Annotated in this window: 11 protein-coding genes; 4 read left to right on the forward strand and 7 right to left on the reverse strand. The window is 42.2% G+C overall.

Features of this window, described 5'->3' with window-relative positions; translation table 11 throughout:
• Window positions 1-59 precede the first annotated feature (59 nt).
• Entirely contained in the window at window positions 60-302 is a 243-nt protein-coding gene (locus tag ACM0OW_RS10280; protein ID WP_414549954.1) for an AbrB/MazE/SpoVT family DNA-binding domain-containing protein, read from the forward strand.
• Window positions 296-643, forward strand: coding sequence for an endoribonuclease MazF (gene mazF / locus ACM0OW_RS10285; protein ID WP_414549955.1), 348 nt, complete (start codon window positions 296-298; stop codon window positions 641-643). The genes ACM0OW_RS10280 and mazF overlap by 7 nt, the downstream gene beginning before the upstream one ends.
• A gap of 1 nt (window position 644) precedes the next feature.
• Here the strand turns inward: mazF and ACM0OW_RS10290 are convergent, their stop codons facing one another.
• Window positions 645-1,493, reverse strand: a complete 849-nt coding sequence (locus tag ACM0OW_RS10290; RefSeq protein ID WP_414549956.1) for a lysophospholipid acyltransferase family protein — start codon at window positions 1,491-1,493, stop codon at window positions 645-647.
• 1,550 nt (window positions 1,494-3,043) lie between these two features.
• Here ACM0OW_RS10290 and ACM0OW_RS10295 point away from each other — a divergent pair.
• Complete coding sequence (locus tag ACM0OW_RS10295) at window positions 3,044-5,380, forward strand: hypothetical protein (RefSeq protein ID WP_414549957.1); 2,337 nt, start codon at window positions 3,044-3,046, stop codon at window positions 5,378-5,380.
• Between the two features lie 49 nt (window positions 5,381-5,429).
• On the opposite strand, the gene ACM0OW_RS10300 is transcribed toward ACM0OW_RS10295, so the two are convergent.
• Window positions 5,430-5,621: a hypothetical protein gene (locus tag ACM0OW_RS10300; protein ID WP_414549958.1), complete on the reverse strand. Its 192-nt coding sequence runs from the start codon at window positions 5,619-5,621 to the stop codon at window positions 5,430-5,432.
• 371 nt (window positions 5,622-5,992) lie between these two features.
• On the opposite strand from ACM0OW_RS10300, the gene thrC reads away from it, so the two are divergent.
• Window positions 5,993-7,084 (forward strand): threonine synthase, encoded by a 1,092-nt coding sequence (thrC, locus tag ACM0OW_RS10305; protein WP_414549959.1) that lies wholly within the window; start codon window positions 5,993-5,995, stop codon window positions 7,082-7,084.
• A gap of 187 nt (window positions 7,085-7,271) precedes the next feature.
• Here thrC and ACM0OW_RS10310 read toward each other — a convergent pair whose 3' ends face one another.
• The 5 genes from ACM0OW_RS10310 to ACM0OW_RS10330 form a co-directional block, all read right to left on the reverse strand.
• On the reverse strand, window positions 7,272-8,165 hold the full coding sequence (locus ACM0OW_RS10310) for an ROK family protein (RefSeq protein WP_414549960.1): 894 nt from the start codon (window positions 8,163-8,165) through the stop codon (window positions 7,272-7,274).
• A gap of 102 nt (window positions 8,166-8,267) precedes the next feature.
• Window positions 8,268-8,471 carry a hypothetical protein gene (locus ACM0OW_RS10315; RefSeq protein ID WP_414549961.1) on the reverse strand — a complete coding sequence of 68 codons (204 nt, stop codon included), beginning with the start codon at window positions 8,469-8,471 and terminating at the stop codon, window positions 8,268-8,270.
• Window positions 8,472-8,598: 127 nt separating this feature from the next.
• The gene (locus ACM0OW_RS10320) at window positions 8,599-9,495 is read right to left on the reverse strand and encodes an ABC transporter permease (protein ID WP_414549962.1); all 897 of its coding nucleotides are present in this window, start codon (window positions 9,493-9,495) and stop codon (window positions 8,599-8,601) included.
• A 278-nt stretch (window positions 9,496-9,773) separates the two neighbouring features.
• On the reverse strand, window positions 9,774-11,144 hold the full coding sequence (gene trxB / locus ACM0OW_RS10325; RefSeq protein ID WP_414550020.1) for a thioredoxin-disulfide reductase: 1,371 nt from the start codon (window positions 11,142-11,144) through the stop codon (window positions 9,774-9,776).
• A 334-nt stretch (window positions 11,145-11,478) separates the two neighbouring features.
• Entirely contained in the window at window positions 11,479-12,252 is a 774-nt protein-coding gene (locus tag ACM0OW_RS10330; RefSeq protein WP_414549963.1) for an Rpn family recombination-promoting nuclease/putative transposase, read from the reverse strand.
• Window positions 12,253-12,308 lie beyond the last annotated feature (56 nt).

The following is a 12,308-nucleotide window of genomic DNA, read 5'->3' on the forward strand; positions in this document are numbered from 1 at the left end:
TAGATACATAGTATCTACTTTTTTAGTGTATACTATGCGTCTAAATTCATTGATGCCTTATGGTTGCAAATATTGCCAAGTGGGGAAATAGCCTGGCTGTTCGTATCCCACAAAATTTAGCCAAGGAGATCCATTTAACTGAAGGCTCCGAAGTCGATCTGAGTGTAGTAGATGGAAACTTGGTGATTAAGCTGAAAAAGCCTAAGCGGTACTCACTCGACGATCTAATTCAGGAAATCACCCCAGATAATCTCCATGCTGAAGTTGATAGTGGAGTTGCTGTGGGGAACGAAGCTTGGTAGCGCTAGCAAATTCTTATGTTCCTAGCCGGGGAGATATCATTTATTTAGACTTTGATCCCAGGAAAGGACACGAACAGAGGGGTTATAGACCTGCTTTTGTGATTTCTCCCCAGGTATATAACGAAAAAACTTCTTTAGCTTTATTCATGCCGATAACAAAGCAACAAAAGGGTTATCCTTTTGAAGTAATTCTACCCTCTGGGCTAAAAACTCATGGAGTCATTCTGGCAGACCAAATGAAGTGTTTAGACTGGAAGGCTCGTGGTGTTCAGTTTGTTGAATCTGTACCACCAGAAGTGACCGAAGAAGTGCAAGCAAAAATTTCGCCATTGCTTTTGTAAATCAGCTCTGAGCGCTGAGTTTAACTAATTCGTCTAGCTCTTGCTGCATCTGAGTTACAACTAATTCATAGCATTCATTTACATAATGGCGATCGCAAGCCGCTTCCCGACCGTAGCGTTCAAATACAATAGGTTTACATACCCGTGTGTGAATAGGCGCAGGTAATGGGATATTGGGAAGCGGTCCAATTGCTAATCCCCAGGGTAATCCCAGATAAATAGGAAAGACTACAGGATCAACGCCAAACAACCAAGGCATTCCCCATTCATGGAGTTGCTGTAAATATTTATAGGCATCAGTCAACACAATTAAGGTATCATGAGCGCCAGTAGAAATTACAGGTACAATCGGTACGTTCTCCCGTAACGCTAACTTGATAAATCCTTGTCGTCCGGCAAAATAGATTTTATTCCGCAAATCATGCGGCCGAAAAACATCTTCTGCTCCCCCAGGATAGACCAGTACGCTAGCTCCAGAACGCAAAGCAGCGTAAGCCATTTTCGGATGAGCTATAACTGCGCCACTCTTGGCAGCCATTTTGGCTATTGCCGGGGTAAATTTCCAAACATGGGGATGCATGAGACCGTAGATAGGCTTCTCAAAGCCAAATTTTCGGAACCAGTCATACATCATCATTGCCATATCAGGAGCCGCTAATCCTCCATTGTGAGAGCCAACAAAGAGGACTTTTTTTTCACGTGGTATGTGATGCCAGCCACTAGTCTGAACTCGAAAGTAGTAATTATACAAAAAGCTCAATAAGGGCATCAAAGATTCAATGAACTTTGGATCTCGTTCATCTAAAGACCAACCGAGTTTTGTTTCGCGTTTATGTTTCTCTTGTAACATTTAAAAATATTAACAGAATTAGTAAAACCTTACTATTGAGCATCTTCCAGTTTAAGCAACTAAGAGTTCACACATAGATGTTACTTTCTATAGTTAACGCTTTTGAATTGCAATTTGCGTAGACTAGCGAGGTTGTTAGCACTCACCTAGCAACAGAGAGTGGAATTGCAGAAATCCAAAATATGGCAGCCAATAGTCTTGCCCAGAAAATTGATTTCGGTCAAATTGCAATTTTTATATTTGTCTTAGTAGTTAAATTATAACTACATTTAGGTTTTTTTTCATACACATAGCTCTTACCTTGATCATACGGCAGATGTGCCAGACAGTTTGTAATATTTTTAACAATATATGATTTTAATAATTCTCTACCAAAAGAGTTTGGCAAATTGCATAAATTACCAAAAAGCTTCCAATATTTATACTTAGGGCAAAAGCCAAACCGTGAATTGTATTTTTGAGTATCTGCCAAAATGGCAGCGCATTAAATTTAATATGTGATATATTCATTAGCAGTGCAAGGATTGATGCTGATTAAAACACTGAATTCAGCATAATTAGCTGTTCCTTTTGTTGAGATCATCTACTGTCCTGACAACCCATTAAATCTTATTTTTGCTATTGTTCTAAATTCCAAGGTGTATTGCCACTTTCAAGCTATATCGACGGGATAAAACCCGTCTTTTGTTTGGCTAATGTATTTGGAAATACCAAGAAACACCCTTATCAGCTTTTATGACATTTGGACACATCCCATAGGAAGATGACTAAGGAGGAAAATAATAGGTACATTAGTCCGGGATGTTGTTATGCACTGGATTTATAGTGAGGTTTGGTGATCAGCCAAACCTCTTTTATTATTCGGGAAAAATAAATATTCTACCAAATTTAAACAAGAGATAGAGGGTATAGACCAATACGGTTCAGTTAAGAAAATTGTAGGTTGGGTAGAGCGAAGTGAAACCCAACAAAGTCATGCAAATGTTGGGTTTAGTTCCATTTCTCCGCAACGCTGACGCGAACAACCCAACCTACGTAGACGTTGAATTTTAGGCTTAACTGAACTGTATGGAATTATGATTAGGAATTGAGCATATCTGTAAATCTGGGTGTAGGGCGGGTTTGTTTAAATTATGATTAGAAATTGAGCATATCTCTGAACCCGCCCCTACGACAAATGTGGTTCAAATACATGAAAACTGCTGTAAAGTTAGGGATTAGCCAGGTCCATTAGCACCGCTTTTGTTAGCTGAGTAGGTAAAGATATCTGGTGTTCTTCCGCGTGATGGTCGTGTTCTTACCCAGATAACTGTCCAATCACCTTGAACTTTGTCACTAAGCTCAACATCGTATTTGTGATCTCCCCATAGCATTTGACTTATAAAAGTCTCTATCAGCGCGCCTACAAAGCATAGAAGTCTTTTTGTAAGTTGACTTGAATAAATTTCGCTAAAGAAGCTTGATGTGAAAAACTTCTAGGCAACATTGCCAAGGACGGAGTATAAAAGAAACAATATAAAATAGAAACCTCTGCTTAACTAAGAACTAAAATGGCAAATCGCTGGCGAAAGCTAACGCCACAAGCTTCTAAAAAAAATCAGTCTGATGCAAAGGCGAACAAACGCGTCTCCTCAAAAACCAGGCAAAAGTCCCAACGAAGTTGGCTGTGGTCAACGCTGGCGATCGCTCTTTTGTTGAGTAGCGCGGGATTAATTATTGCTTTTATCTGGTTGAGTATTCTCTTTATATTCCAACCGGAACAGGTCAGTTGGCTGAACGAATTTCTCCCCGAATGGGTGCAAATTCCTTTGACTGAAAGGGAACGCCCCCAAAGCCGTAAACAAATTCTCGATGGTTTGAGTAGACAACAAACAGCCGGCGAATCCTTATCTTTAGATGAGGAGGAAGGCTCATTTTTATTACCAATTTTTCAGCAGCGTGACAATTGTCAGTCTGATTGTCAAGAAATTGTGGAACTGAGAGTTTACCAGCCCTCAGAAGACCGAGAATTTCAATCGCAGCCAGAAAGGTATTATCATCTGGCGGTTCAATTAGCCATCACTACGCCAGATGAATCTTTGATTAATCCGGAATTAGCATACCGAGATGATAATCTTCGTCTACCCTTAACTGAAATTCAATCTTTGGGATCTGACGCACAATCACCAGGGAGTTGGTTGAGTTTATGGGGTCAGCGTCAACAAGACACTAATGCGATCGCTTACGGTTACATTATCTATTACAATCCTCAACGCCAGAACCTACAACAGTTGTTATCTTGGCGCAATCCCAATGGAAAACTACCCCAATGGCAACAGGTGACTGGTGGGGGTGCAAAGAAGTTAGTTATTGATCAAACAGTGGGTTTAGAACCCCAATTAAGCGTTTACGAAGTTCAATCTACTAGTTTTTACCTCAACCCGATTCAACTGGCTGAGATATCCCTAAAAATACCAGCATTTCAGGATTCTGCTTATAAAGATGCTTTATTAATTGCTCGTAGTGGATTATGGACACCTGCTTTTGAATGGTTGCAATTTATCCAAAAACAGCAAAAATCAGGTTTCAGCGCAGCCGCCCAAGCCCAAGTTGATGTGATTCGCTTGCATTCTCAATTAACCAAAGCGCAAGCAGATATCAGTTGGGCTAGCCCTAGTCAACAAGTCTTGGCAGAGTTGATTGATGGTCGATGGGCAAAGGCTTTACAGGTATTTACCGCATCGCCCCAGAATGCCCAAGAAATCGCTAACTTACTGAAAGCAGATACTGGGCGTTTGTGGAATCGCACAGTGGCAGCGTTGCGAGTTAATCCCACCAGACAAGATGTACAAGCTTGGGCAACTTTAATTTTAGCAGCCCAGCAGGGGGAACAACGCGCTAATTCCTGGTTAAAGTCCCAACCGCAAGTTACTCAAGCCAATCTTGTTTATGTTCAAGGTTTGTTACCACAACTCAGGGGCGAAGTGGCAAAGGCGCAAACATTAACTAATCATCGCAGTCAAATTATGGGTGCGGTGCAACCCATTGCTCAAATTAATTCCTCAGAATGGTTGCAAGCAGATAGCAACGCAGACCTTACACTCACAGACAACCAAGCTTGGTATCGTGTAGAGGTAAGTACTTTTTATGATGGTAAAACCTGGCGGAGTTCTCCCTTTAGAAATTTACAACCTCCCAAAACTGCTCTCGCCCAGTTTTTTTGGACAACTTTGGGAATTAATGTTAACCCAATGATTGAGATTCTTGTGTGGGATTCACAAGGAGAACAGCAAATTACATCTGCCACTATTAAAGGTGTGCGGTGGCAAAATGGATTTTTACAGCTATTGGCTGCTGGTTCGGAAATTTCTAATTATCAGCAGAATTCTCTCCAACCCAAACCTTTAGCGCTGAGTGAGTTCGTGCTGGAATGGGTACAACCATCTCCTATTACCCTGACAAGACTGTATGAACAAAATCCCCAAGCTGTAGAGGCTCTCATGCCGATTATGTGGCGTTATTTACAAAAAGCGGCTCAACTTCCTGTGGGTGATGTTCCTGGCTTTTTGCAGATTCAAGCGCAATTGGGTGATTGGCCGCTACAAATGATTGATTTAACCAATGATACTCAGCCAGAAATGGTGCTGACTATCTCAGCTGATGCGATCGCTTCTTTAGAGAATATTAACTTGGATACCCCAAAAACACAGCCAAATCAGTCTCGTCCTCGGACACTGATTTTGTCGGATAGTGGTAAGGTGATTTATACAGATTTTGAAAACATTTCTCCACAAGCTTTGACAGCGATCGCCAAGCTTTCCCACAGTCAATCTCTCGCATTGTTAGTAGAGAATGCCCAGAATTATAGCCTCCAACGTTGGTCAGATAAAAATCAGCGCTTCGAGTAGTAGTTTTCTCAATTGTCGGCTATAGGCGATCGCTGAGAAGACATTTGGTTTATTCTTCTGGAATATGATCCGCTAAACGTTGTTTTTTCAGGTTTTGTAATTGCTGTAACAAGGAATCCACTTCTGCTTGCAGGTGTTGCAGTTTTGCTTGTTGATCATCTTGATAATAGGACTTTGTGACATCGCTAACCCAGAGAGTCTGGGCAGGACGTTCAGAAACACTAGATGAATAAGTAGGCATTGTTAAAAAAAAATCTACAAATCGACTCACACCATTTAGTAAATATTACAATAATTTAAGGTTAAGTTTTGTTAAATACTTGTATATTTTTAATCACATAACCTAATGAGTTACTGGTGTATCCATAAGCGACGGTAATTATATGGTCTGTGTTCCATACTGAAATTGATGCCCTGTTGCTTTTCCAGCCAGAGTAACTTCAGCAGACACGGACAATGATATTATCAGTGAGACATTAGCATTAAAGATAGATAATATTCCTCTAAAATAGAAAATCTAGAAGGAAAAGCTAAAAAGTAAAAATTCAGTTTTTTCTTTGCCAATGCAGCGCTCCCTCATCCCCAATCCTTAGTTAAAAACTTTTAAAGCCTGTGACTGTGAGTTTGTCTGTTGCTAAATCTAATCGCCAATCTTGGCCTGGACTGATAGAAGCTTATCGTGAGTACTTGCCTGTCAGCGAAACAACGCCTGTTGTCACCTTATTGGAGGGTAATACGCCCTTGATTCCAGTACCGGCGATCGCAGAACGTATTGGCAGACAAGTAAAGGTGTTTGTGAAATACGATGGTCTGAATCCTACTGGTAGCTTCAAAGACCGGGGTATGACTATGGCAATTTCCAAAGCCAAGGAAGCTGGGGCGAAAGCGGTAATTTGTGCCAGCACAGGTAACACATCGGCGGCGGCGGCGGCTTATGCTAAACGTGGCGGGATGAAACCCTTTGTCTTGATACCCGATGGCTATGTGGCGTTGGGTAAGTTAGCACAGGCTTTGTTATATGGTGCAGAAGTTTTAGCAATTAAAGGCAACTTTGATCGGGCGCTGGAAATTGTCCGCGAAATGGCAGAAAGCTATCCCATAACTTTAGTTAATTCCGTGAATCCCTACCGTTTGGAAGGGCAAAAAACCGGAGCCTTTGAAGTTGTGGATGCTTTGGGTAATGCTCCAGATTGGTTATGTATCCCGGTGGGTAATGCCGGAAATATCACAGCATATTGGATGGGGTTTTGTCAATACCATCAAGCCGGGAAATGCGATCGCTTGCCCAGAATGATGGGATTCCAAGCCGCCGGTTCAGCCCCCTTAGTGAATGGACACCCCATTTCCCATCCTGAAACCATCGCCACAGCTATCCGCATTGGCAACCCTGCTAGTTGGGATAAAGCCATAGCTGCCCAAACTGCCAGTCAAGGCTGCTTCAAAGCCGTTACAGACGAGGAAATTTTGGATGCCTATAGACTTTTGGCATCATCAGAAGGGATTTTCTGTGAACCCGCCAGCGCTGCGTCTGTCGCTGGGTTATTGCAGGTTAAAGACCAAGTTCCCACAGGGGCGACAGTGGTTTGTGTCCTGACTGGGAATGGTTTAAAAGACCCAGATACAGCCATTAAGCACAGTCATAGCCAATTTAAACAAGGCATTGATGCTGAATTGGGTGCAGTAGCCAAAGCAATGGGATTTTGATAATTCGTAGTTCGTAATTCGTAATTCGTAGTTCGTAATTGGGTAAGACTCTCATTCTTGATTCCTGAAAGCCTTGAAGTAGGGGCTGGTTTACAGATATGCTCAATTACCAAGAACAATTTTAATAAACCCGCCCCTACTAGGTTTCTACTTTACTAGAATTGGACTTTTTGAATTTCTGGTTGGGTTAATGACTAATAACTAATGATGCTAATTTGGCTGCACCCACCATTCCCGCCGTGTTGCCTAATTCTGCTGGTAAAATTTTTAAGCCGGCGCGAGATGTCGGCATAACTCGTCTTTCAATTTCTGCGTTGACTGCGGGGGAGAAAAACTCAAAGCTAGCACTGACACCACCACCCAGAATAATCGCTTCTGGTGTTAACACGTAAATTAAACTAGCTAAACCAATCCCCAAATTCTTGCCATATTCTTGCCAAAAAGTTAATGCTTCTATATCTCCGGCTGCGGCTAGTGCGCCTAATTCGGCGGGTTCTTTACCTGTGCGGCGATGAATTGCGCCAATGCAAGCATACTGTTCCAAAGAACCGGGATTGCCACTATTACATTTAGGTCCATCGGGATTTAAGGTAATTAAACCCAGTTCGCCAGCTGCGCCTTGATGCCCGACAAACAATTTACCATCTAAAATAATCGCACCACCAACCCCAGTCCCCAAGGTTAACAAAATTAGGTTGCGAAAGTGGCGACCGGCACCCAACCAAGATTCTGCTATTCCGGCACAGTTGGCATCGTTAGCAATAACAGTGGGTTTACCAGTTTTTTCTTCTAACCAGTCTGCTAAAGGCACATTTTGCCATCCGGGTAAGTTGATGGCGATTTGGGCAATGCGTCCGGTTTTATCAGCAGGGCCAGGAGTTCCCACACCAATAGACACAGCTTGATTATACGGGTCTACTTGCGCGATCGCATCTACCATGACAGCTAGAACGGCTTCTGGTGTCGATGGTTGGGGAGTTGCTACAGTCAATGATTGTAAGCAAGTGCCATCAGGGTTGAACCGTCCCAGCTTAATTGCTGTTCCCCCCACATCAATACCAATTACTTGTGAATTAACCACCTGAAAACATATTAAACAGAACTAACCACTTCACTAAATCAAATACAGAACCTCACCCCCAACCCCTCTCCTTGGTAAGGAGAGGGGAGAATACAAATTTTATTAGCTTTTTTGGGTTTTATTATCCAAAAATTCTGATTTTTCTGTTTCTTTGAGAACCACCTGTGAACTCGTCGCCATTGCAGAATGAACACTAAATGGTAATTGCCAAGCTGTCATCGGAGTACCCCGTAACAAGCCGGACAAAGCAACGGATAACATAAACCCACCTGTAGCAGCCGCAATTAAAGAAATATTATCTTTCACTCTACTCTCTCTGTAATAACTTCAAAAATATTTAGACGCAAAAACAGCCATTTAGATGCAATTAATGGCAAGTCTCAATCACCCACCATACACCTTGATAACTGATAACTGATAACTGTTCCCTGATTTATTTCCGCATTCTATTTTCGCGCCGTAATCGAGGATTGACAAACTCATTTAACCCTTCACCGAGTAGTGATAACCCTACTACCATTAATGTCATGGCTAAACCAGGAAAGAGGGTAGTCCACCAAATGCCTGTGGGTAGGGCTTCTAGGGCTTGTCTTAAATCATGTCCCCATTCTGGCACTTCTTCGGGAAGTCCTAACCCCAAAAAGCCTAAACCGCCTAAGACTAAAATGGCATCGGCAGCGTTGAGGGTAAATAGTACGGGTACGCTTTGAATAACGTTAAAAAATAGATAGCGTGATAAGACAACCCAAGTAGAAGCACCCAGCGCTTGAGCCGCTTCAATGAATACCTCTGTTTTGACGCTCACAGTGTGATTACGGACAACGCGATAATATTGGGGAACGTAGGCTATGCTAATGGCGATCGCAGCATTGAAAATTCCCCGACCGACCACAAAAGCTAGTGTCACTGAAAGTAGTAGCCCCGGTAAGGTGTAGATGCTATCCATGAGAAACAGTAAAATTTTATCTAATTTACCGCCCAGATAGCCACTGACCATTCCTAACGGCACACCAATAAACATACTCAAGGCTGTAGCTAAAATCACTACTTGCAGCGCAGCTTGAACGCCAAACAATGTGCGAGAAAATACATCGTGTCCCAGGCGACTTGTACCAAACCAATATTTAGCTGATGGTGGTGTTTGGATGGGGTTAGACAGGAACTCTCTGGGGTCTTGTAACCATCCCCAAGCTTGTAATACAGGTGCGAAGAATGCCAAAAACAGGAAAAATAGAGTGATGGCTATGCCAATCAGCATTAATTTTTGGGAAAGGTTGGGATTTTGGGCAAAACGTAGAAATGTCGGTAGCTGACGTTTGGTAATGGCCATGAGCGATCGCCTGCATAAAGCAAGATACTATTCTACATATAAGATGCTCTCGTTCTCTGAAACCATCTGGAGAATTGGCTTAGAAGTGTTTGAAAAGTCTAATTTATTACTAACCCTGGCGACTAGAAGTCGCGGCTATACAGACATGACGCGTAGCGTCTTCCCGGAGGGAAGGCCACCTCCGGGGGTTAAAAAGCTCAATTTTTTATTAGTCCGCGGAGGCGGACTTTGTTTGTGTAGTAGCGATTTCTAATCGCCCAAAACTTCTCAAACAACCTTTAAAGATGGCTTTCAATTAGCTGACGATATTCGCTCTTTTGCTTGACACCTTTGACTTCTTTCAATAATTCCTTATCTTTAAAGAATTGAATCGTCGGTGTTCCGGTGACATTGGCGTTTTCGGCAATATCTCGGTCTTGGTCGATGTCAATTTCGACAAAGTGGATTTTACCTTCAAATTCATCTACCACTTTATTTAATATCGGTTTCAGGGTATGACAAGGACCACAACCAGGGGAAATGTATTTGACTATGATCAAGCGATCGCTTTCATGGAATAATTTTCTTAAGGCGTAACCCCCCTCATGACGTGTCGCCTGTAAATTAAATCCAGCTTCCTCTTCCGCTTCCGTTTTCTTGGCTGGCTGGGGTGCTAATTCATTCACTGCTGTAGCTGACTGATGATGAAATTCTGTAATTAAGCCCTTTGACGACAACCAGCGTTCAGCTAACATCGCCGCCATACAGCCAGTACCAGCAGCCGTAATTGCTTGACGAAATTCATGGTCTTGCACGTCGCCAGATGCAAATACACCTTCTACACTGGTTTCTACAGAATTATTTTTAGTGACAACATAACCCACCTCATCCAGTTCTAATTGTCCTTTAAATAAGGCAGTATTGGGAGTGTGACCAACGGCGTAAAATAAACCCTTGGCGTGAATTTCACTTTCTGCGCCAGTTTGATTATTCCGCACCTTCACCCCGGCCATCTGACCATCACCGAAAATATCCACCGCTTCAGTATTCCAATGTACTTGGATTTTGGGGTTATTTAAAACCCTGTCTTGCATAGCCTTAGAGGCGCGCATTTTATCAGAACGCACCAGCAGATTAACTTTAGAACCGTATTTAGTCAGGTAAATAGACTCTTCCGCCGCCGAGTCGCCAGCCCCAATCACAGCTAATTCTGCACCGTGAAAAATCGGTGTCGCGCCATCGCAAATTGCACAAGCAGAGATACCCCGACTCCAGAATTGATGTTCGCTGGGTAAACCCAAACGCTTGGCTGTTGCACCAGTGGCTATAACTATACTATGGGTTTTGATTTCCCTTTCTTGGGAACGGATAATAAAAGGACGCTGACTCAAATCAACAGATGTCACATCCTCAGTATATAACTCTGCCCCCCAGCGTTCAGCTTGCGCCTTCATGTTATCCATCAGTTCTGGCCCTGTAATACCTTGGGGGAACCCCGGAAAGTTTTCGACTTCCGTAGTAGTCATCAGTTGTCCACCGGGTAAACCGCCCATTTCAAAGCCTTCAAAGACCACCGGTTTTAAATTCGCTCTTCCTGCATAGATGGCGGCTGTGTATCCGGCTGGCCCAGAACCAATAATTACTAAGTTTTCTACTGTGGGGTTAGGCATAATATTAAGCGTATTCATAACGACTACGGTTAATATAGCATAATCAGATGCGGATTGAATTAAGAACCTCACCCCCAGCCCCTCTCCTTAGTAAGGAGAGGGGAGTATGAGACAGCATTATCTATGACTATTCTTGTAGATGTTTCCTAATAATTTGGGCATCTAGTCAGTAGGGTGGGTATAGCCCAAGGGGCATGGCTGCGCTAAAGCGGCAGCGTAACCCACCATTAATTATGACTAGCAATGAGTTAGGCTAAGGAATGCGAATTTAATCAAGAACCTCACCCCCAGCCCCTCTCCTTAGCAAGGAGAGGGGAGTATGAGAAAGCATTATCTATGACTGTTCTTGTAGATGTTTTCTAATGATTTCGGTATCTAGTTCTAAGAGTTCTGCTATTTCTTGAATACTCATACCTTTCTCAGTAAGTTTTGGGACTAATTTTAATTTAGTCTTTTCCAAAATACTTTCGTACAGTCGAGTATTTTTGAATTCATCTAAATCAAGCATGGTTTCAATTTCCTCTAAAGCGAGAGTGGGAAACTTATAAAATACGATGGCTTGGATAAATGCTAGCACTTTCTTTTGCAGATTTTCATCAGGTAAGTTTTGCTTCGCCTGAGTGATTAGCTGTTGGGCTAAGGAAGGGGCTTTTTTAGGTGTTTCTACAAACAGTTTGGCTATTCCTAACCCCAAAGAATATTCATCTCTTGTAGAAAGTTCATTTAAGTAAACACAGTGTAGATGCTGTTCTGTTAAAACCCGATAACGGGGATGAGGTGGGCTTTCGTGAATGCGTTTGTCGTAAATGACAATTGCATACCAATCTGAATTAGTTGGTTGTTCTTGACGGAAATAAACAAAAATTTCTCCAAAAAACCGTTCGTAAAATTCTTCATCTTTGTAGGTTTGCAATTCTACAAAATATAAAGGTTCATTTTCAAATCCCTCTCTTGTGGTGAATACGCCATCTAAGCGAAATGATTGTTGTTTGACTTCAGGCGCAGTGAATGTGTAAATATTGGGATTTGTATCAGGTTTTTCAATTAGTTCAAAAAATATTTGTGGTAGTTCCTTAATCAGTTCATAAAAAATTACATTTGTTTTCATTGATGCTACTTTTGCTAAACTTTACAGCCATTTTGGTTTGAATAAAATATATAGTA

Source organism: Anabaena sp. CCY 0017 (assembly GCF_963920885.1).
Lineage (GTDB): Bacteria > Cyanobacteriota > Cyanobacteriia > Cyanobacteriales > Nostocaceae > Nodularia.

What these genes read in the sequence shown, in the direction of transcription:
- ACM0OW_RS10280 (WP_414549954.1), top strand. Translation starts at nt 60, where the DNA reads ATGGTTGCAAATATTGCCAAGTGGGGAAATAGCCTGGCTGTTCGTATC.
- ACM0OW_RS10290 (WP_414549956.1), bottom strand. Translation starts at nt 1,493, where the DNA reads ATGTTACAAGAGAAACATAAACGCGAAACAAAACTCGGTTGGTCTTTA.
- ACM0OW_RS10295 (WP_414549957.1), top strand. Translation starts at nt 3,044, where the DNA reads ATGGCAAATCGCTGGCGAAAGCTAACGCCACAAGCTTCTAAAAAAAAT.
- ACM0OW_RS10300 (WP_414549958.1), bottom strand. Translation starts at nt 5,621, where the DNA reads ATGCCTACTTATTCATCTAGTGTTTCTGAACGTCCTGCCCAGACTCTC.
- ACM0OW_RS10320 (WP_414549962.1), bottom strand. Translation starts at nt 9,495, where the DNA reads ATGGCCATTACCAAACGTCAGCTACCGACATTTCTACGTTTTGCCCAA.
- trxB (WP_414550020.1), bottom strand. Translation starts at nt 11,144, where the DNA reads ATGCCTAACCCCACAGTAGAAAACTTAGTAATTATTGGTTCTGGGCCA.
- ACM0OW_RS10330 (WP_414549963.1), bottom strand. Translation starts at nt 12,252, where the DNA reads ATGAAAACAAATGTAATTTTTTATGAACTGATTAAGGAACTACCACAA.